Genomic DNA, 20,515 nt, shown 5'->3' on the forward strand with positions numbered 1-20,515 from the left:
AGGAATTCCGGCTCTTCTCCGCTTTGTTGAGTTATTCTAGGATTTCAAATAGAACATAGATTGATTATCTGGGATGGATGATTGTCTAATTTTGAGTTTGAAGTATTCGGTATCCCTGATGCCCCTGGCTCGTTTGCGGATCATTCCTATACTGACATTACCAGCCTCTATCCTGGCGCTTGTCAGCTTGTGTTTCGCGTAGTTGCATATGCCCACACAATGTTTTCTTAGGGATTTTGCGAACTTTTTCAGATAGAGCATGTGTGACTGATCTGCGATCAGGCACCAATTTTCCAGTTGCTCTGACATCCCCTCAAATGATGGGGCGCTCCACAGAGCCTGAAGCTGTTCTTTTAAGACGTAAAGCGTATTCAGGTTGCAATTGCTCTCCAGCAACGTTTGCAGCTTGTTACTTTGTTTTTCAGTAACTCCCAAGGACCCCATCGGATATCGGGTTTTGTGTTGCCCTTGCGACGTTAGAGCCGAGCGATGATCTGTTGTGGTGATAGGGTGAGTGTTTCGAGGATATTGCCCCCGTGTTTTCTGACCGTCGAGATGACGGATCTGATGTCAGCGAAGACCTGCGCGCCCTCGAGGGTGCGGAAAGTTCCCGAGATTTTCATGCGCAACTTCATCATGCGCAGGTCCCGTTCGGCCTGATTGTTGGTGAAGGGAACTGTGAAGTCCGTAAGGAACCTTAGGACGTCATCACGGTAGTCGCGCAAGCGGACCAGAAGGTTATGGCCTGGCCGCCTGGCTTTTCGGCCTCGCGCACCAGTGCGTCTAGCCAGTGGGTCTTGTCGCTCATGGAAGGCGAGGCCCTCGGTGAGGATCGCCATGTATTTGGTGAGGATGCCGTGGTGAACCGACGTGGGGAGTTCGGTCTCGCCTCGCCCCTGAGCCGCGCACTTGAGCTGATTGGCGCTGTTGAGCAGCACGCTCATCGCGCACGCCCACGGCTCCTTTTCGATTTCTTCGATGGCCTTGAGTTCCCGTAAATGATGCGCCCCGCACAGGGCGTGCGCGTCCACCCCACTCATATGGGCGTAATAGGACTTCCAGTGGTCATGAACAATTGTCCCGCCGGTCAGGAAGGATGGAACAGCACCGCGCTTGGCGCTGATGCGTGAAGGCGAGATCGCTGATTGAGTGCAGCCAGTGCAGCTTACCATCAACACGAAGTCCGGTCTCATCCAGATGCCGAACGCCGCCTTCATTGAGCCGGGCCAGAATGTGTTCGACGACGCCACCCAAGGTACGCGCTGTGCCGTTCACCCAGTTGGTCACGCTGGCCGCGCATAGGCTGGTGGCACCAAACAAATCACGCAGGAGTTGGCAGACCCGATCCTCGGGGATCAGCTGCTGAACATTGCAGTAGACCGCCGCCGCCCGAATGCGCTTACCGTATTGCACGTGTGCATTCACGCCATCGGGAAAGGTGGCTGTCGTCGTGGCTCGGCAATGACCACAACAATAAATCGCTGCCTGATGCTCTGTGACCTCCAGACGCGGCACCGGTATGTCATAAACCTGACGCCTCTCCACCGCCTTGATCATCCCAGCCGTCAAGCCATGCTGACAGGTGCCACAGGCCTCAGCCTCATGTCGCTCCACAAAGTCAGGCGTTGCTGTCTGACGTAGGGTGTCACCTCGGTGGTCAACTTAACCACCACTTTTCTTACCGGACTTACCACGCAGGCTACGCGGTACCGGTTTCTTCAACCCATCACTCGAAGGCGGCTTGCTGCTATTACTGCTGTTCTTAGCCAACTGACGCCGCAGATCCGCATTCTCTTGCGCCATGCTCGCCAACGCGGCTTCCAACTCGGCGATCCTGCGCAGAGCCGTGGCGAGGAGTTGTTCAAGAGCAGTAACTTGGTCCATTCCACCAATGATTCAGAGAAATCGTCACAGCGCCACGAAATTCAGACCACAACAGAAAATTCATGCGCCTAATGGCCAAGGAGACTCACATCAAAACTGACAAAAACCCGTTATCGGCTGGGGTGCTTGGGAGTTACCTTTTTCATTCAACTTATCCGCATTTTTGAGCAACAGATAATGCGTGCCCTTCATCAACTCTTTACCACTTGGATCGGCCTTCCTGAACTCAAGGCGACGCTGATTATGGATAGCCTTGCTGTAGTTTTTCATGACGTGGAAACGGTCAAATACGATGTCGGCCATCGGCAAGGACTCCCTGACAGCCTTTTGGTAGGCAGGCCCCATATCCATCGACACGGCCTTTATTTTATGGGCTGTATCTGGCCGCAGCTGTTTCAAAAACCTTGAAAAAACTTCGGCAGTTCGACCGGCTTCCACCCAGATCAGATGCCCTCCGACCATATCGTAGACCACCGTCATATAGTCATGACCTTTCGCCCGGGCCACTTCATCGACACCAATGTATTCCAAGCCAGCAAGCTGTGCGGGATCAAGCGCAGGGAGCGTTTCCATCAGGTATGCCTTGTCGATATTCTTTACCGTCTCCCATCGTATACCTAAATGCCTGGAGACAGCCAGAATGGATAAATGACGGCACAATCCACTGATAAGATGGCAAAATCGATGGGTGAAACGGCACCCTTTATCAACAAAAGGACACGCCTCAATGCGGCGCTCACCCTTGCTAATAAAAACCTGCGCTAGCTCAATCTCAATCACACAAGGATACCCAAAAAACGGGATGTCGTTTACTTGTCGGCGAATATGTTGGTTGATGCTACCCTTCTTGCCGGTTGCAGGGTCTATAGCGCTCCTGCGGGCATCCCGACTGCACTGAACAATAACCTTCGCACCGTCTTCAGCCAGCTCAATTTCATTTACACGTTGCCCCTTCAGGCGTAAAATATGTTGCGAGATGTCGATGGTCATATACCTGCCCAAGGCTTATCCCTTTTAGTCCGGTTGCCCCACATGTTGACGCGGCGCAGAATCTTGCCCTTGTGGCTTTAGAGGCGGATCGGATCAGTTTGTAACGTCTGGTGGGTTTATAGGGCGTGGCTTTTGCCGTGAACGAGGCCCTTCAGGCGCGCTGTTCAACAAAATCACGATATGTCGCTGGCCCGAGACCAACACCGATCCCCAGCAGCGTGTCGAAGGCGCTTCGCATGTGTCGCCGTCGGTTCCAGCGGAACACGAATTCGTCGAGATAGCGTTGTAGATGGCACTTTCTGAGGCCGTGGAAGACGCCTTTTGCCCACGTTTTTAGGTTGGAGAACACGCGGTGGACCCAGTGGAGTATGTCGTGTGCCTTCTTGCCGCTGACGACCTTTGCCTCATGCGTGTTTGCAGGAGGATTTTCGTAACCGAGCCAGCCATCCGTGATGATGTGAGCGCCAGGCTCTACAGCCTGACCAATGAACCCGTGCAGCGTCTTTGACGCGCCGTCGGGAATGTGTTTCATCCTGATACGGCGCGGATGTCCGTCACTTGATAACTCGACGGCACAGACGACAAACATCTTTCCAACCGGGCTCCGCCCACCCTTTGGCCGGTCCTCGGGATCATGCCGGGACCGGAACGGCATCTCTGTTTCATCGATTTCGACAAGGTCTTTCAGGGGGTTGCGGTCAGGGTTGACCATCGACCGCCGCAGCTTTTGCAAGAGGAGGTCGCCGAGAAGCGCCATCGGTCCGAGCGACGATGGCGACCCGTCTTGTAGCTGCCAAGGCCAAGTTGCGCCTGAAGTTGCAGCGCTGACATGCCGTTGGAATGGCTGGTGATGATGTGCGCGGCAAGAAACCAAATTCGCAACGGCAAATGGCTGCTGTGCATTACCGTGCCAGCCGTCACGGATGTCTGCCGTGCGCAACCGGCACATTCCCAAGTCGCGCGATTTCGCTTTAACGGCCAGCCCTTGCAGGTGCCACAGGAAGGACAGACGAAGCCCTCAGGCCAACGATGTTCCACCAGATAATGCGAACACGCTTCCTCATCAGAAAACCTGGCGTCGAACGCGGGGCGGGACATGGGTTTGTCGTTTTTCCATCTGGCTGGCATGGGAAGAACAATACCAGAACATTCTAGATTGGCAAGCCGCTTCGCACTACATCAGGTGCCGCCGGAGCAAAGGGGATAAGCCTTTACCTGCCCTATGTAAAGTTGTCAGAAACCTAACATATCAATAGGTTACTTGATGGTCGGCATCTTTTCTTACTCAACAAAGCGGAGAAGAGCCCGAATTCCAATGATCCGACCAATTTCAACAGCCCTTGCTACCAGCCTATTCGCGCTGGCCGCCCTTCCTGCACTCGCGCAAGATGCAAACCTATGCGGCGGTGTCGGCGCAAATGGCCAGTGGTTGGGCGGTGACGAAACCTCGTCTGATATCACAACATCGCCAGCGCATATCGAGCAAATGGCACTGGTTTTGATGCGCAACAAATTTGTTGGCCTCTTTTCAGTGTCTCAAGATGGCGAATACCGCATCGAAGCCCAAGGGCGCGGGGGCGGGGATACTGTTCTTGACGTGCGCAATGCGAGCGGTGAAATCGTGGCGTCCGATGATGACAGTGGCGGCGATGCCGCCAGCCGCGCCGAAAGTTACCTTCCGGTCGGCACCTATTGCGTGTCCATGCGCAGCTTTGACGGGTCACCAATCACCGGCTTTGTACGTGCAGGCCGGATGGATCAGGAACCTTTGACCGCTGGATTTGCGGCTCCGTCTGATGAGGGTGGTTTTGGCGAATGCGATCTTAGCGCAGCACAGCCACTGACACTCGGTCAACCAGTTGCCAACGCATGGGCGGAGCAGAACGTCTATTCCTTCCAGCTTGATGCGCCTGCTGCCGTAACGATTACCGCAGAAAATGAGGCCGCCGATCCAATCCTGAAGCTGTTTAATGCATCAGGGAATTGGCTGGCAGAAAATGATGATTTCGACGGGCTCAACAGCCGTATCGACATGGCCGATATGCTTCCAGCGGGCCAATATTGTGTCGCGCTTGATTTGTACGGCGATGAAAGTCTGCCGATCACCGTGACGGCAAAGGCATATGATGCGATGGAAGTTCAGATGAACTTGTATGCGCGTGGCGATGCGAGCCCGCCGCTTGATGGTAGCTATCCTGTTGAGGCCCTTGGCGAACTGCAAACGCGACTCCGCAAAGATGTGAACGTTGGTGGTGATGCCACTTGGTATTCGTTCGACATCTACGCCGGCGGTCTGGTGTTGGTCGAAGCGATTGCACAAGGCCAAGGCGATCCTGTGTTGGTGATGTATGATGATCTGGGCCGTCAGGTCGGCTACAACGATGACAACGACGGATCACTGGACTCACTGCTGACAGTTCGCGTGCAACCCGGAACTTATCTGGTTGCGGTACGTCAGTTGGATAATCAGACGCAGGGCCTTATCCGCATGATGTTCGAACGCTACGTTCCTGCGCGCCCTTAAACGATCCATATGCCTAAAATAAACCCCACCTCAGCTGACTGCTGAGGTGGGGTTTTGCGTTGTGAACTAGGGCCTTGGTATTGTGATATTAAGCGCGCCTGTCATCAAACCAACCGCCGTTGCCCGATCCACATATCCCGTCGCAGCGATGCCTTGTGAGTCTTGATATGCCGCGATCGCATTTCGGGTGTTATCGTCAATCACACCGTCCAAACGACCTGGGTCATGGCCAATGTCGCGCAGTCGCAATTCCAAAAGCTGGGCGCGCACACCCGAAAGGCGCAATGCATCTTCTTCGGCGCGGGACTGGGCGATCTCTGCGTCCGTGGTGCTTGGTGCCGTCAAATCGTCAATCCGTGCGCGAGCCTCAGCCGCAAACACACCAGACGGATAAACCGCGAGGTACTCTTGATACCCCCCTACCGTATCTCTGTCTTGCGCGCCCAACCACGCGTCACGATCTTGGGCTTCGGTTGCCGAACTTCGGCGATCCTCAATTTCTGAAAGTCTTGCGCTGGCGATATTGGCGAACAGACCTTCGGGGAAGCGTGCAAGATAAGCGCGATAACCCGCCTCGTCGCCGACGCCACCCGTCTCAGTCCAATAGCTGCGATCACGTGCCTCAGCTTGTGCGCTTGCACGGGCTTGTTCGGCTTCAAGTTCCGCCTGCTTACGGGAAGCTTGCGCGTCAAGCAGATTGATCTGGTCGCGCGTTAGGTAGGATGATTGCGGAAAGCCGTTAGACTGCTGCCAGTTCAGGATTGCACCGCGCGAACCGCTGCCGAAAATACCGTCTACACCGCGTGTGTTGTAGTTCAACAGTGTCAGATTGGTTTGAATTTCACGGCGCGCGCTGCGGCTAAGGCTCAATACCTCTTCAGCGAGACGCGCTGATCGGTTGGGCTCAGCCAAGATCGCGGCGATTTGGGCCTCTGCATCGTTGACAAACCGACCAGCTGGGTTGCGCGCGACATAAATACGGTATGCTTCAACGGTGTCAGCGTCCGTGGTGCGATCCCACAATGCAGCCTCGGCGTTCAGATCAGATTCGGTCGGCCCTGTGGGGGCAACAGTGGGTTCGACAATCACGACGTTGGGCATCAACTGCCAATCAATTGGAACGTATCCATCCAACAATAACGCTGAATTAGACGCCAGAGTGCGACCAATCTCAGCCTCGGGTTCCGTGAGAATGCCAGACAGAACACTGGCCGCCACGGACGGTGATGCGCGGATCAACGTGACGCCTTGTGGATCTCCATGGTGCCAACGCCTGCGCGCAGGCCACTGTCCTCCATGTCCAAATCATCGGGATCGGCAGCGCCAAGCAGCAGCACAGCCTTGCCGGGGCGCAGCGCTAGAATTCGCAACACGCTATCCAGCGACAGGCCCGAATCGTCTACGGTGAACAAATCAGGTTCGGTGGATTCTGCCGATAGCAGCCATGTGCGGGTCCCGTCGGTTACGAAATGTCCCGACAGCGCGACGACCAAACGATCCGCATCATCCGACTGCACCTGAAACGCCGCAGCCTGATCTTTGATCGCATCCACCCGCCCGTTGGCGCGGCTGAAAACATCAAAACCCAGCGCCTCAAGGCGATCAACAGCACGCAGCACACCATCGGCGCGGTTAACACGATCAAGCTGCTCATACCTTTCATTGCCTAAAACAAGTGCGGCGTCTTGCGCCAGCACAGGCAGCGGCAGCACAAGCGCGGTCGTCATCAACAATCGGCGCATGGAAATATGGAGCATGGATCGTCCTTTCAGGTGTCTTTTACAGCATCTAACGCGCGTTCTGTTCGGCTATTCAATATCACTGCTGCAGATTGCCTTTGCGATAGCAAGAAACACAGTCGCGCAATGCCTTTGTCTGAGGAGTGTCCGTTTGCCTTTAGGGCTCGGCCTGTGTCATCTCTATGAAGCCTGACGGAGGGGCGATTGGCAACAGGAGCTATCCCATGTTGATTTGGATGCGCGGTGAGCCGCGCGAGAACGAAGCGCGCGCGCCCATGACACCAAATGGAGCCGCTGACTTGGTCGCCAAAGGCTGGCGCGTGGTGGTTGAGGACGCTGCCGATCGCTGCATTCCCACTGCAAGCTATCGCGACGTCGGATGCGAGATCGTGGAAAACGGATCTTGGGTCGATGCGCCGGACGATGCAATCATCCTTGGGCTAAAAGAATTGCCGGAAGATGGCACGCCGCTGCGTCATCGCCACATCATGTTCGGCCATGCGTTTAAGGGGCAGGAATCAGGACGAATTCTGCTGGATCGGTTCAAGCTGGGCGGTGGTACGTTGCTTGATCTGGAATATCTGGTGGATGATACGGGGCGACGCGTCGCCGCGTTTGGCTATTGGGCCGGATACGCCGGGGCCGCGCTTTCGGTGATGGCGTGGGGCCAGCAACAACTTGGAAAAACGCTTGGGCCGGTGCGCGCGTTTGCATCCGCAAGCGAAATGGCGCGCAATGTTCGCGCGTCAATCGACACAATTCCTACCGCACTGATCATCGGGGCCTTGGGCCGTGTCGGAAGCGGCGCGACGGATTTGTGCGTCGCAGCTGGCATCGCCCCAACAGGTTGGGACATGGCAGAAACCGCGCACGGCGGTCCATTCCCCGAGGTTTTGACCCACAACATCCTGCTAAACTGCATCTTGGCCCACAAAGGAGCGCCCGTTTTTGTGGCCGCCGATGCGCGAACCACCGCCAGAAAACTATCAGTGATTGGCGATATCGCTTGTGATCCCGACAGCGATTTTTCACCCATAAAGGTCTATAGTACCGCGACCACGTGGGATGTGCCGACACTGCGCGTTCACAATGCGCCGCCATTGGACGTGATGGCGATTGATAATCTACCGTCGCTTTTGCCCGTCGAAAGCACCGAAGATTTTGCATCCCAAATTCTGCCGCACCTGCTGACACTTGATCACCCAGAAACGGGCGTTTGGGGGCGGGCACAAAAGGTATTTGCGGCGCATCTATAGTCGCCGCATTATTTACCGAAAATGCGGAAGTAGGCCCAATCCGGTAGGAACTGCGAAACGCGGAAGACCCACGAAAAGACCGTTGGAAAGCTCGTCTTAAAGTTGGTGGTGTTCATATGATCGAACATCGCCACCGCCGCGGCTTCGGGTTCCATGATGAACGGCATTTTGAAATCATTTTTGTCCGTCAGGCGCGTCTTGATAAAGCCGGGGTTGGCGACCTGAACATCAACACCGGTTTTGCGCAAATCGGCATACATACATTCGGCCAGCGACATATTGGCGGCTTTTGACGCGGTGTAGCCAATCGACCCTGGCAAACCGCGAAAGCCCGTCAGCGACGACGTGATGACGATATGACCCGCGTCGCGCGCCACCATTGCTGGCACCACTTGACCGAGCACACGCATGTAACCGGTAAAGTTGATATTCGCCATTGCGACGGCTTTGTCCGCGTCCCAATCCTGCGCGCCAAACGGCCAATAGACGCCTGCCAGAAGAACGACACCGTCGATCTCACCCACAGCCTTCGCAGCCTCTTTGACGCTGTCATCGTCGGAAATATCGATCACTTGATAGGACGCCTTAACGTGCAATCCACCGACAACCTTGGCGAGCGCATCTTCGGATCGCGACGACACGATCACCTCTGCCCCCATGCGGCTCAGCTTTTCGGCCAGTGCTTTGCCCAAGCCTTCGCTTGCGCCGATAAGCCAGTAGCGTTTTCCCTGCCAGTCGCGCATGTCTTAGTCCTCCAATGTTGTTAATGTTAACAATATGATCGCTACGATCTTCAAAATAGATGGGACCAGCGCATAAAGCCTAGTTAGCATCGCAAGTGCAGCCTGCGGATTATCTGGTCCAGCCTCAAAACCGGCGCCTTCCAGCAGCGGGAGCAACAAAACCGCCACAAATGCGAGGGTGAATTTGCTCACCAGCGACCACAGCCCAAACCCCTGCCCACCATTGGGGGCAATCTTTGCCATGCGTTTGGCGAACATCGCCGGTAACAACGTCAGATCAGCGCCAATCGTTGCACCGGACAAAACACAAATCACCGCAAACGCGGTCACATCCCCCGCGCCGAGTGTCAACGTCCAACCAAAGGCCGCGACCGCCAGAACCATCGCGCAAAGCAGAACAGGTTTTTCACCGAACCTGCGTGCCAGCGCCGACCACACTGGCGATGACGTAGCCGCCGCTAGGAAAAACAACACCAGCAGCGGCCCTTCCCACCCCGGCGCATCGAGCCTTGATTCGACGTAAAACAGGAACAACGTTGATGACACGGCAAGTGGCGTGGCGTTGACCAATGCCAGCAACAGCAACCGCCGCGTAATGCCGTCTGACAGAATCGCGCGAATTGGCGTCGGGGCCTGTGCCACCGATGCAGGCGTCCATTCACGCCACATGAAAAGCACCGCCAAAAGCGTCGCAGCTGCAAATCCCCATGCAAAAGCTGCAAAGGGCGCATCGGTAAAACCTACCAACGCGGTTGGCGCGATCGCGGCCAGACAAATCCCCGTCAGCGCACCAGATTCGCGCCATGCCGCCAGTTGCACATGCCCACCGTCCCGATCTCCGACCTTGGCGATGCCTTGGGCGTAAAAACAGATGGTGAGGAAACTGAACGCGCTGAACAACCCCGTGATCATCAGGCCAAACCACCAAAGCGGATCGATCAGCGGCGTCACCGCAAACAACCCGATCATCGATGCGGCCAGCAAAACCGCGCCTGCGGTGACAACAAACGCTTTGCCATTGCGCAACCGTTCGGCGATCCACCCCAAAACAGGGTCTTGCACCACATCGAACAGACGCAAGCCGAACAGAATCGCACCAAGCGCCGTAAGGCTAACGCCAAAAGTGTCCGCATAATATTTCGGTGCGTAAATATAGATCGGCAGGCCAGCGCCGGACAGGACAGCGGCGAAACCTGTGTAGGCAGGAAATCGTTGGGACACCGCATAACCTAGCGATGTCATCGCGACACATCATCCACTGGCGGCTTGGGTCTGGCGCGATACCGCACATTCTTCCACCACAGTTTGATCGCTTGCCAATGGATCAAGGCCAACACGCGTCGCGACCCAAGTGGGCGGCGCACGATGGCTTTTAAAATACTTGCGTTCGTCAGCGGTTCGCGCGCGCCAGTAAGTGTTGCGATCAAACCCGTTGGACCGTCAGAAAAATCGATCCAGATGCCAATTCTTTCAGGCTGGATATCAAAACGGAACGTGTAGCTGCCAGCGACGTCTTGGAACGGTGAAACGTGAAAAGCTTTTTGCGCCGTTATCGTATCGGCCTTGGTAATTTCGCGCAGGTCGTCGTGATGACACAAATAGGAATGTCGATCGCCAAATGTGTTGGACACTTCGGCAATGACCACGCTCAGCACGTCGTTGCGATCATAGCAAAGCCAGAATGACACCGGATTGAACACATGCCCAAGCATCCGCGGCTGGGCCAACAGCTCAATACGCCCGGCCACATCAAGCCCGCGATCCGCCAAAAGCGTGCGCACCCACGCCGCGCCGGTTCCGCACTTTGGCACACCGCCATGATCACTGTCATGCAGCGACATCACACCCCGCCCGTTTCGCGCAAATAGCGCTGGCAAATCAGGCGTGTTTTCGGCGTCGATCAGCACATAGTCGATGGAATAGCGAAAGGCATTGTTCGTGCCACCCCGCCGACCGTGGTAGGTCTGTCCAGCTATATGATGGGCCTGTGCCATTGGTTATTCTGCCGCCAATTTCATTGCATTACGGGTCCGGATTGCGGACACAACGTCCATCGCCGACCCGATCCCGTCTTCGTGAAATCCGTTCTTCATCCATGCGCCGCAAAACCATGTCCGGTTTGACCCGTTCACCGTCACAACGGATTTTTGCGCTGCCAATGCTTGCAGATCATAGACCGGATGGCGCAGCGTTACCTCATCCCAGATCAGGTCCGGATCAATTTCGCGAGTTGTGTTTAGCGTGACAAACAGTGGATCATCCTGAAGCCACGGCTGTAACTTATTCATCCAATAGGTTAAATCAATACGGTCCGATTGTTTGTTTGCATCTTCGCTATACACCCAAGACGACCAAACCGACTTGTGTTTGGGCATAATCGACACGTCCGAATGTAGCACAATTTTGTTCGGCTGGTATTTGACCGCCCCAAGCATGTTTTTCTCAAAGTTTGTCGGATCATCAAGCATCGCCAGACTATCGTCGGAATGGGTCGCGAATATGACCTCATCAAATGCCTCCAACTCCGAACCGCTGGCTTTGATCGTCACGCCATTGTTCGCACGACGCACCGCGTCCACGGGCGCGCCAAGCCGGATCACGACGCCGCGTTCAACCATAGATATACCAAGGCGAGACACGTATTCTTGGCTGCCACCATCGACAGTGAACCATTGATGCTGACCCCTAATACCCAGCAATGCATGGTTTTCAAAAAATGTCATCATCGCGCGCGCGGGAAAATCCATGATCTTTTCGGTCGGGGTCGACCAGATCGCGCCGGACAGCGGCAGCAGATAATAATCCCGAAAATACGATCCCGCGCCAAGGCGTTCGAGCAAGCCACCTACCGTCAGACCGTCTTCTTTTGACAACCGCACGCCGTTCTTATTAAATTTCAGAATGTCGCGGATCATCCGTAAAAAACTTGGGTTCACCATGTTTTTGGGCTGCGCGAATAATGCTCGAAGCGACGCGAGCCCGTATTCAAATCGTCCACCATCAATTGACGCCCCGAACGACATATCAGATTCGATAACAGGAACCTTCAATTCGGCAAAAAGCGCCGCAAGATGGGGGTAATTGGCGTAGTTGAACACAATAAAACCTGTGTCGACTGCCTGATCGCCGTTTCCCCCTGCCAAGCGCGTTCGGGCATGGCCGCCAAGTCTGCGTTCCGCCTCAAACAGAACCACACTGTGGTCTTTGGCGAGCTCATGCGCCGCCGCCATGCCCGAAATTCCCGCACCGATAATTGCGATGCGCTTGCGCGCACCTTTACTCTGGTCAAATGACATTTACGCGTCGTCCCCTCAGACTCTTTGCTCGGCCTGCGCATCGCTGCTTTTACTGTGTTATGTTGTTTACGCTGTGGGTGCGCGTTTGGTTTCAATTCCATCAACTTATTATGTGATCCAGAGCGGGCCTGAGCCCGTATCCACGTTATGACAATAAACACATCTTTGCTGACAATATCGGATGCGCCCGTGGCTTATCGCGCCTATGGTGCAGCGAAAGCCGTAGTCGCGATGCGACCAAAAAGCTTTGATGTGAAAGAGGTGTCCGTGGAAACACGCAAGAAACCGGACAGGATGGCATGGGTGAACCACCTTGCGTCGATCCGCGATCAAAAAGATCGATCGGCCTTCGCTGAGGTGTTTACCCACTTCGCACCACGCGTGAAGGCGTTCTTGATGAAATCCGGCGCGAGTCCCGATATGGCAGAAGAAGTCGCACAGGATGTCATGGCCACGCTCTGGCGCAAGGCGCATTTGTTTGATCCCTCCAAGGCGAGCGTTTCGACCTGGATTTTCACAATCGCACGAAACCGCCGAATCGACATGCTACGCAAACAGCGCCGCCCAGAACCAGAAGACTTGACGTGGGGCCCAGAGGCCGAACCGGACCAAGCCGATATTTTGGCACTGCAACAAGACAGTGCAAAACTGACAGACGCTTTGGCCACCCTGCCAGACAAACAAAGAGACCTGATTGTGCGCGCTTATTATGGCGAACTCACACACAGCGAAATCGCCGAGGCGACCGGGCTACCACTCGGTACCATCAAATCAAGAATCCGGTTGGCGCTAAATCGTTTACGCCACCAAATGAAATGACAGCACCTATGACAGAAATTAAACATCACCTGACCGACGCCCTGCTTATCGCATATTCTGCTGGCACATTACCCGAAGGTTTCAACCTTGTGGTTGCGACGCATATTTCTCTGTGCGACGAATGCCGTGCACAGATGCATGAATACGACGCCGTCGGCGGCGCGATAATGGACGAAGAAACCCCCGTATCCATGTCCAATGACAGCTTTGCTGCTGTGCTGGACCTCATCAAAAATGGCGATGTCGCGGCACCTGCAAGACGCATCTCATCGGGGCATTTCCCGACCCCGCTGCAAGAATATGTCGGTGGTGATTTGGATGCGGTCCAATGGCGCAAGGTTGGTGGTGGCGTCCGTCAGGCCATACTGAAGGTCGACAAATCCGCGAGCGTGCGTTTGCTGCATATCCCCGCCGGTGTTTCCGTGCCCGACCATGGGCACCGTGGCACAGAACTAACGCTGGTTTTGCAAGGCGCGTTTAGCGATAAAACCGACCGCTTTGGCAAAGGTGACATAGAAGTGGCAACACAGGACCTCAATCATCAGCCAATTGCTGAAATGGACGTGGATTGTATCTGTCTGGCGGCGACCGACGCGCCACTGCGCTTCAACAGCCTGATCCCGCGTCTTTTGCAGCCCTTCTTGCAGATTTGATCGCATGGACGACGACAAAAAGGCGCGCCTTTTTGATATTGAACCGATTTAGGACGGCAACGATACCCAACGCATGCCAGTCGCTTCGCCGCTTGTGACGTTTTTCAACTGGCCAATCCCTGACGGAACGCCGCCTGCATCAAGCTGCAGAACAATCCGCAATTCCTCGTTGCCGTAAGCGACGCCTGTGTCGCTCGCTTCCAATGGGAAGGTTGCACCATTTGACATCCGCACACACGACCGCGCGATAATCTGTTCTTCGCAGGACACGATTCTGGCTTGGTCGGGCGGGTCTGTTAGCACAGTTTGATAATAGAACGTCAGTGTGTTTCCATGTGCAAATGGCCCCGTTTCACCGCCGGGCAATTCAGCTAGACAACCGGACAAAGCTGTCCCCATTAACGCCATTAGCGCCGTTTGTTTAATTCCACGCAAGATCAAGATCCACTTCCTGCCAAGTCAAATAACCGTCGCCACCGGGCGATAAAAAGAATGTGCGGTCGCGGTAAGCACCCGTCACAACAAAATAATCTAGTGTTCGCTGGACAGTGCCAACATGACCGGAGCCACCGCAAATCTGCGTTCCACCACGACACGGTGCTAGCGAATATGTGTGCAGATCACCATGTTCATTCGCCACCACGTAAACCGTTCCCGTATCAAAGGGCCGGTCGCGGTCACTTTCGTCCATCGCGCGGTCCACCATGACAAACAGATTGGCCGGATCTTTTTCGATTCGCGTGTCCGTAAAACTACCACTTTCGAAATTTGTGCAGGCAACCATAAGTGTCAGGCCTGCCATAGCCATTGCAATCCGCATCTGCTGTCCCCTTCGTTTGCCCCAAGCTATCGGGCGTTACCCGCCGCCTCAAGGCCACATTTTCGATCAGGTGCGCCCGAACAATCGCTCAATATCGCTCAGTTTGAGCTCTACATAGGTTGGCCGACCATGGTTGCATTGCCCCGAACGTGGCGTGCGTTCCATTTCGCGCAGCAGGGCATTCATTTCTTCACCACGCATCGAACGACCTGTGCGGATGGATCCATGGCAGGCAATACGGCTCAGGATCGCCTCAAGTTTTTCTTGTACCAACGTGCTGGACCCTTGGTCACTGAGTTCGTCAAGAATATCACGCAACATGGCCTCGGCGTTGACCTCGCCCAGAATGGCAGGCGTTTCGCGCACCGCAATGGCACGGCCACCAAAGGGTTCGATGGTCAGACCGAACCGCGACAGCTCGTCGGCCACAGCCAACAATTGCGCTGCATCATCGTCAGACATTTCGATAATCTCGGGGATTAGCAACGCCTGCGCCGCGACCCCGTTTTCCGCCATCTGGGTTTTCAGCTTTTCATAAACCAGCCGTTCATGGGCGGCGTGTCCGTCAACAATGACAATGCCAGTTTCAGTCTGCGCGATAATGTAATTCTCATGGACCTGCGCACGCGCCGCCCCGAGCGGGTGTTCTTCGGCGCGGGGGCCGTCGTTCGGCTCAATCATTTCAACACGGCCTGACATATCCTGCGCCATGTCTGCGAAGCCGCTCGGGCGATACGCGGGGCCAATACCACCTGTGGGGCGATCCATCTGATAGACCCGCGGCTCCGTCTGTTCGGGCTGCATTGCGCCCAGAGTTTCATTGGCAACCGTACTCGACGCGCGATGTCCCGCTTGCGCTAAGGCCGCGCGCAACGCGCTGACAATCAGCCCGCGCACGATAGCGGGATCGCGAAATCGAACTTCTGACTTTGCGGGGTGTACATTGACGTCAACGCGGGTCGGCTCAACATCAATAAACAGACATGCCGCCGGATGCCGATCACGGCTCAGCGTGTCCATATAGGCCCCGCGCAGCGCCCCGATCAGGACTTTGTCACGCACAGGACGACCATTCACATACAGAAATTGCTGCACCGCCGATCCGCGCGAATAAGTCGGCAACGCGGCAAATCCCGTTAGATGTACACCGTCGCGTTGCGCATCAATCGCCAGCGCATTTTCGGCAAAATCTTTACCCAGAACGCCACGCAGTCGGGCGTGGAGCGCGTCAAACATATCGCCCGTTTCGCCGTCGGCGCGAAACGTCACGCGGGACTTACCGCCAGATACATCCGTCAAAACAAACGTCACAAAAGGCTCCGCCATGGCAAGGCGTTTGACCACCTCGCTGATCGCCTGCATTTCTGCGCGATCCGTGCGCAGGAACTTCAGACGTGCGGGTGTGGCATAGAATAGATCGCGCAGTTCAACGATTGTTCCCGCAGTCAAGGCCGCTGGGCGCACGGCGGTGTGGGCACCACCCGAAACTGAAATTTCGCAACCCTCACCACCATTGGTGCGGCTTCGGATCGTCAATCGACCAACTGCGCCAAGGGACGGCAACGCCTCTCCGCGAAAACCGAAACTGTGGATGTTCAGCAAATCGGACCCATCGATCTTTGACGTGGCATGGCGTGACAGGGCCAGCGGCAAATCTTGGGCAGTCATCCCGACCCCGTTGTCAGTGACACGGATCAAAGTCTTCCCACCATCAGCGACGAAGACTTCAACCCGCGACGCGCGCGCATCCAAAGCATTTTCAATGAGTTCTTTGACCACCGACGCCGGACGTTCCACGACCTCACCCGCCGCGATACGGTTGATCGCAGCATCGTCGAGCTGGCGAATAACGGGGCGGGGGCCGCCTATGTTGGAAACCGGGTCGGCCAAATCGGAAACCGGGTCGCCTATGTTGGGGTCAGGTTCAGACATGACACTATGGATAGCATGCCGACAGGCGATTCTGATAGGGTAATTGGTGTTTAATCGCTCGCCTCAAGCCCCTCAGGTTGGCCGACAACAACAAAATGCAGCCCGTCAGGGTCAAGCAGTTCAGCTGCGACGCGGTTGATGTCATCGAGCGTCACTGCGTTCACAAAATCATTGCGATTGATGATATATTCCGGCGTCAGCCCAGTCCATTGCATCGACGCAAGTATCCCCGCAATTTCAGCATTGCCATCAAACCGCAGCGGATAAGCACCCGTCAGATAGGTTTTGGCCTGATCCAACTCAACCGCGCTGACGCCGTCTTTTGCCATCAAAGCCCACTCATCGCGCACAACACTGATCGCTTCGGCAATCGTGCCATTGGCAGACGCGACAGAGCCGAGGTAAACTTCAGCCAGTGTTTTTGGCACAAGATAGGTATTGATTCCATAGGTCAGCCCGCGTTTTTCACGCACTTCGCGCATTAGGCGGCTTTCAACTCCACGCCCGCCAAGGATTTCGTTCAGCAGGTAGGCGGCAAAGAAATCATCGTCGTCACGTTCAATCCCCGCCTGTCCAAACAACGCAACGGATTGTGGCGTTTCAAATGGTACGATAGTCGTTCCGCCGCCCAATCCAAATTCGACGCGCGTTGGAAAGGCGGGGCCTTCCATTGGCAAATCGCCCAGCAAGTCATCAATCAACGACCCGAGTTCATCTGCTGAGATATCGCCGGATGCACCGACATAGATGCGGCTTTGCACCAGCGAATTGCGGTGTGCCTCAAACAGATCATCCCGCGTGAGGGCTGCGACAGATTCGGCCGTGCCGTCAATCGATGTCCCGTAAGGATGATCGCCAAATGCTGCTGCATCGAAGGTCGCGCTTGCGATGCTGTTGGGGTCTTGCGCGTCGGATCGGATGATCGACAGGACCTGTGCGCGGACCCGTTCAATCGCGGCGTCATCAAACCGCGGCTTGGTCAATGCATCGCGCAGCAACGCCATCGCTTCATCGCGGTTTTCGGTCAGGAATACGGCAGAGATTGAGATCGAGTCGTCATAGGCACTAAACCCGAACGAAGCTGCAATCCGCTCGCGGGCTTCTTGAAATTCGCGCGCGCCCAGATCGCCTGATCCTTCTTCAAGAAGTGCCGTCATCAAATTAGTGGCCCCACGTTTTGCAGGGTCCTCGAGGGAGGCACCGCCATCAATCACAATTTCGATCGCAACAAAGGGGATCGACTCTTCTTGCACCAACCACGCGTTGATTCCGCCCGGCGATGTGATTTCTTGGATTTCCATTTGGGCTTGGGCTGAAACAGCGCTCAGCGACAGCGCGAGGGCGAGGAATAGACGGATCATTGGAGAACCTCCCGGCTGGGGATAACCCAGCCTGTGACGGATTGATTGCGATCTAGAACACGTGCAGCGACCGCGAGCACGTCTTCGGCGGTAACCGCTTGCAGGATATCCGGCCACGCCTGAACGTCTTGCACTGTCAATCCAGACGTCAACGCCACGCCATAACGGCGCGCCAATCCTCCAACGTTATCGCGGGCATAGATTTCACCCGCCTTAAGTTGCGTGCGCAATGCTTCCATGCGTTCAGGATCAATCCCAGCCTCAAGGAAGTCCACAATCGCGGCGTCCATGGCGTCTTCAGCCTCTTGCAGACTGACGCCGTCGGATGGAACAACCGTAAAGCCAAACGTGCCATCATCAAGGTTCAAACCGTCATAATACGCGCCTGCATAAACGGCTATGCTGGTGTCAAATTGCAGCGCAATGCCCAGCGCGGATGTGAACGGCGATCCGCCCAGAAGGTCCGCCAGATAAGTCAGTGCCGCCGCGTCTTCTTGCGCACCAGCGTCGCGTTCAGGCGCAAGGTAGCTTCGGGTTATATAGGGTTGTGCCACGCGCGGGTCTTCAAAGATCAGACGACGTTCTGCTGTTTGTGGCGGTTCTTGGGTGCGGAACCGTTCTGGCAAATCAGGTTCCATCGGGATCGGACCGTAGTGTTCCTGCGCCAGTGCCAACACCTCATCAGGTTGAACATCGCCTGCAACCACAAGGATCGCATTGTTTGGAGAATAATACAGATCGTAGAACGACAGCGCGTCGTCCATATCAAGCGTCTCCATCTCGTGCTTCCAACCGATGATTGGCACGCCGTATCGATGATTCAGGAATTGAGACGCCCGCATCTGTTCACGCGCCAAAGCATTGGGAGATTTTTCGGTGCGCTGATTGCGTTCTTCCAAAATCACACCACGTTCGAACACGATATCATCTTCGGTCAGCACCAGATTGTTCATCCGGTCGGCTTCATATTGCATCATCAGTGGCAGACGGTCTGCGGCGACGCGCTGAAAATATCCGGTGTAATCATAGCTGGTGAACGCGTTGTCGGACCCGCCATTTTCCGCCACGACACGCTGGAATTCACCGCTTTCAACCGTGTCGGTCGCCTTGAACAGCAAATGTTCCAGATAATGCGCCACACCTGACGACCCGACAGGTTCATCAGCTGATCCAGCGCGATACCACAACATATGCACCACGACCGGCGCTCGGTGATCTTCGATGACCACCACATCCATCCCGTTGTCGAGCTGGTAGGTCGTAACTTCCTCAGCCTGCGTCAGAACGGGGGCAAAGGTGGCGAACACGGCAAGGGCCGCAGCGAGAAGGCGCATAAGATAACTCCGCTAATGATATGCATTGTAGATACGCCACGCGTGAACCGCTTCAAGGGGCCATACGCGGATGTGAGGTGGCGTTAGAAAATTGGCCCGACAGCCTGACCCGTTATTGCGGGGGTGCCGATGGCGTAGCAACACCTGCATTGCGGAAACGCTGAAGTTCAGAATAGGCATCCAGCGCTTGGCGGGCATAGGCACTGAAATAGCGATCCCGCCCGCGAATGAACCCAAAACGCGACTGACGTGTACGGAACGCCGCATCATCGGACGCAAGTGTCTGTCGGATTGCGGGATCAACACCGTTGCGGCTGGCTGCAGTCACCAATGCGCCGTCGCTTGCGGGAATTCCATTGGGGATCAACGCGTTCGGATTGCCGCCTAATGCCGCGACCGCATCTGCACTTGGCGTTGGATCGGTACGATTGGACTGGCCCGGCGTCGGCGCTGGCAGGTTCATAACATCACTTGGCATAACAAGTTCACCAACAGGCATCACCCTAAACTCGTCTGGCCCGCCCCCATTTGAGCGTAAGTCACGCAATCCGCGATCACCGCCCGCACAGGCGGTCAGCATCACAATCACACCGAAACAAAAGATTAGTTTCATCGTACCCTCACGTCTTCCCTATGGCGTTCTAGCGCAAACCTTTGCGCGCGTCACGCAGTCTTCTTTTTGTTGCCGCCATCCGTGAACAGCACAAGTCCGATCGCGCCAACAAATATCGAAATATCCGCGACGTTGAACGCATATGGGTTGTTGATCCCGCAGCATGACACATTCAGAAAATCTGCGACTGCGCCGTGCAAAACACGGTCCACGACGTTGCCAATCGCACCGCCGACCAGCAGACCAGCGCTAATATGCGCCCAGCGCCCGGCATTTTCACGCCGTATCCACCAGAGAACGAATGCCGAAATAATCAGCGCCACGGCAATCAGCGCCCACCGCATATCAAAATCAGCAAACAATCCAAAATTGACGCCACGGTTCCACGCCATGCGCAATGTCAGCAGTGGCGCAAACACCTCGTATGTTTGGTTTGGCTGAGCAGGCAAATTCACCTGATAAAGCACGATATATTTTGTGACCTGATCAAACAGGAAAATCCAAAAACCGGTCCAGTAAGTCAGCCGCATCTGCTTTGCCCTTTCGGTTGG

Annotated in this window: 18 protein-coding genes and 4 pseudogenes; 4 read left to right on the forward strand and 18 right to left on the reverse strand. The window is 55.4% G+C overall.

Going from position 1 to position 20,515, the window contains the following annotated elements; all coding sequences use genetic code 11:
• Positions 1-36 precede the first annotated feature (36 nt).
• The 5 genes and pseudogenes from OA238_RS22270 to OA238_RS22290 form a co-directional block, all read right to left on the reverse strand.
• A pseudogene (locus OA238_RS22270) lies at positions 37-429 on the reverse strand (ISL3 family transposase); the annotation flags it as partial.
• A gap of 47 nt (positions 430-476) precedes the next feature.
• Positions 477-1,557, reverse strand: a pseudogene (gene tnpC / locus OA238_RS34795) (IS66 family transposase).
• 105 nt (positions 1,558-1,662) lie between these two features.
• A complete protein-coding gene (locus OA238_RS34145) occupies positions 1,663-1,884 on the reverse strand; it encodes a DUF6444 domain-containing protein (protein WP_015495645.1) in 222 nt (73 codons plus the stop codon).
• Between the two features lie 126 nt (positions 1,885-2,010).
• Positions 2,011-2,874: pseudogene (locus OA238_RS22285) on the reverse strand (ISL3 family transposase); the annotation flags it as partial.
• A 151-nt stretch (positions 2,875-3,025) separates the two neighbouring features.
• Positions 3,026-4,002: pseudogene (locus OA238_RS22290) on the reverse strand (IS1595 family transposase).
• Between the two features lie 187 nt (positions 4,003-4,189).
• On the opposite strand from OA238_RS22290, the gene OA238_RS22295 reads away from it, so the two are divergent.
• Positions 4,190-5,398, forward strand: a complete 1,209-nt coding sequence (locus OA238_RS22295) for a hypothetical protein (protein WP_015496949.1) — start codon at positions 4,190-4,192, stop codon at positions 5,396-5,398.
• Positions 5,399-5,464: 66 nt separating this feature from the next.
• Here the strand turns inward: OA238_RS22295 and OA238_RS22300 are convergent, their stop codons facing one another.
• Together OA238_RS22300 and OA238_RS29280 are read right to left on the reverse strand one after the other, a co-directional pair.
• Positions 5,465-6,637, reverse strand: a complete 1,173-nt coding sequence (locus tag OA238_RS22300; RefSeq protein ID WP_051076553.1) for a peptidoglycan-binding domain-containing protein — start codon at positions 6,635-6,637, stop codon at positions 5,465-5,467.
• Positions 6,634-7,155, reverse strand: coding sequence for a caspase family protein (locus tag OA238_RS29280; RefSeq protein ID WP_051076554.1), 522 nt, complete (start codon positions 7,153-7,155; stop codon positions 6,634-6,636). Before OA238_RS29280 ends, OA238_RS22300 begins: the two co-directional genes overlap by 4 nt.
• Positions 7,156-7,361: 206 nt before the next feature.
• Between OA238_RS29280 and OA238_RS22305 the strand changes: the two genes are divergently transcribed.
• Positions 7,362-8,393 (forward strand): saccharopine dehydrogenase, encoded by a 1,032-nt coding sequence (locus OA238_RS22305; RefSeq protein WP_015496950.1) that lies wholly within the window; start codon positions 7,362-7,364, stop codon positions 8,391-8,393.
• Positions 8,394-8,401: 8 nt separating this feature from the next.
• On the opposite strand, the gene OA238_RS22310 is transcribed toward OA238_RS22305, so the two are convergent.
• From OA238_RS22310 to OA238_RS22325, 4 genes are read right to left on the reverse strand one after another with little or no spacing between them, the layout of a single operon-like run.
• Positions 8,402-9,136: an SDR family NAD(P)-dependent oxidoreductase gene (locus OA238_RS22310; RefSeq protein ID WP_015496951.1), complete on the reverse strand. Its 735-nt coding sequence runs from the start codon at positions 9,134-9,136 to the stop codon at positions 8,402-8,404.
• A 3-nt stretch (positions 9,137-9,139) separates the two neighbouring features.
• Positions 9,140-10,378, reverse strand: a complete 1,239-nt coding sequence (locus OA238_RS22315; RefSeq protein WP_015496952.1) for an MFS transporter — start codon at positions 10,376-10,378, stop codon at positions 9,140-9,142.
• Complete coding sequence (locus OA238_RS22320; RefSeq protein ID WP_015496953.1) at positions 10,375-11,130, reverse strand: DUF1365 domain-containing protein; 756 nt, start codon at positions 11,128-11,130, stop codon at positions 10,375-10,377. The genes OA238_RS22315 and OA238_RS22320 overlap by 4 nt, the downstream gene beginning before the upstream one ends.
• A gap of 3 nt (positions 11,131-11,133) precedes the next feature.
• Entirely contained in the window at positions 11,134-12,432 is a 1,299-nt protein-coding gene (locus tag OA238_RS22325; protein ID WP_015496954.1) for an NAD(P)/FAD-dependent oxidoreductase, read from the reverse strand.
• A 147-nt stretch (positions 12,433-12,579) separates the two neighbouring features.
• On the opposite strand from OA238_RS22325, the gene OA238_RS22330 reads away from it, so the two are divergent.
• Positions 12,580-13,251, forward strand: coding sequence for a sigma-70 family RNA polymerase sigma factor (locus OA238_RS22330; protein ID WP_015496955.1), 672 nt, complete (start codon positions 12,580-12,582; stop codon positions 13,249-13,251).
• Positions 13,252-13,259: 8 nt separating this feature from the next.
• On the forward strand, positions 13,260-13,904 hold the full coding sequence (locus OA238_RS22335; RefSeq protein WP_044037402.1) for a ChrR family anti-sigma-E factor: 645 nt from the start codon (positions 13,260-13,262) through the stop codon (positions 13,902-13,904).
• Between the two features lie 48 nt (positions 13,905-13,952).
• On the opposite strand, the gene OA238_RS22340 is transcribed toward OA238_RS22335, so the two are convergent.
• From OA238_RS22340 to lspA, 7 genes are all read right to left on the reverse strand, one after another.
• Complete coding sequence (locus OA238_RS22340) at positions 13,953-14,291, reverse strand: hypothetical protein (RefSeq protein ID WP_015496957.1); 339 nt, start codon at positions 14,289-14,291, stop codon at positions 13,953-13,955.
• A gap of 34 nt (positions 14,292-14,325) precedes the next feature.
• Positions 14,326-14,724, reverse strand: coding sequence for a hypothetical protein (locus tag OA238_RS22345; RefSeq protein WP_015496958.1), 399 nt, complete (start codon positions 14,722-14,724; stop codon positions 14,326-14,328).
• Positions 14,725-14,790: 66 nt separating this feature from the next.
• Positions 14,791-16,656, reverse strand: a complete 1,866-nt coding sequence (mutL, locus tag OA238_RS22350; RefSeq protein ID WP_015496959.1) for a DNA mismatch repair endonuclease MutL — start codon at positions 16,654-16,656, stop codon at positions 14,791-14,793.
• Positions 16,657-16,706: 50 nt separating this feature from the next.
• Positions 16,707-18,017 (reverse strand): M16 family metallopeptidase, encoded by a 1,311-nt coding sequence (locus tag OA238_RS22355; protein ID WP_015496960.1) that lies wholly within the window; start codon positions 18,015-18,017, stop codon positions 16,707-16,709.
• The gene (locus OA238_RS22360; RefSeq protein ID WP_015496961.1) at positions 18,014-19,351 is read right to left on the reverse strand and encodes a M16 family metallopeptidase; all 1,338 of its coding nucleotides are present in this window, start codon (positions 19,349-19,351) and stop codon (positions 18,014-18,016) included. The genes OA238_RS22355 and OA238_RS22360 overlap by 4 nt, the downstream gene beginning before the upstream one ends.
• 112 nt (positions 19,352-19,463) lie before the next feature.
• Positions 19,464-19,964 (reverse strand): DUF3035 domain-containing protein, encoded by a 501-nt coding sequence (locus OA238_RS22365; RefSeq protein ID WP_015496962.1) that lies wholly within the window; start codon positions 19,962-19,964, stop codon positions 19,464-19,466.
• A gap of 50 nt (positions 19,965-20,014) precedes the next feature.
• Positions 20,015-20,494 carry a signal peptidase II gene (lspA, locus tag OA238_RS22370; RefSeq protein ID WP_015496963.1) on the reverse strand — a complete coding sequence of 160 codons (480 nt, stop codon included), beginning with the start codon at positions 20,492-20,494 and terminating at the stop codon, positions 20,015-20,017.
• Positions 20,495-20,515 lie beyond the last annotated feature (21 nt).

Source organism: Octadecabacter arcticus 238 (genome assembly GCF_000155735.2).
GTDB lineage: Bacteria > Pseudomonadota > Alphaproteobacteria > Rhodobacterales > Rhodobacteraceae > Octadecabacter > Octadecabacter arcticus.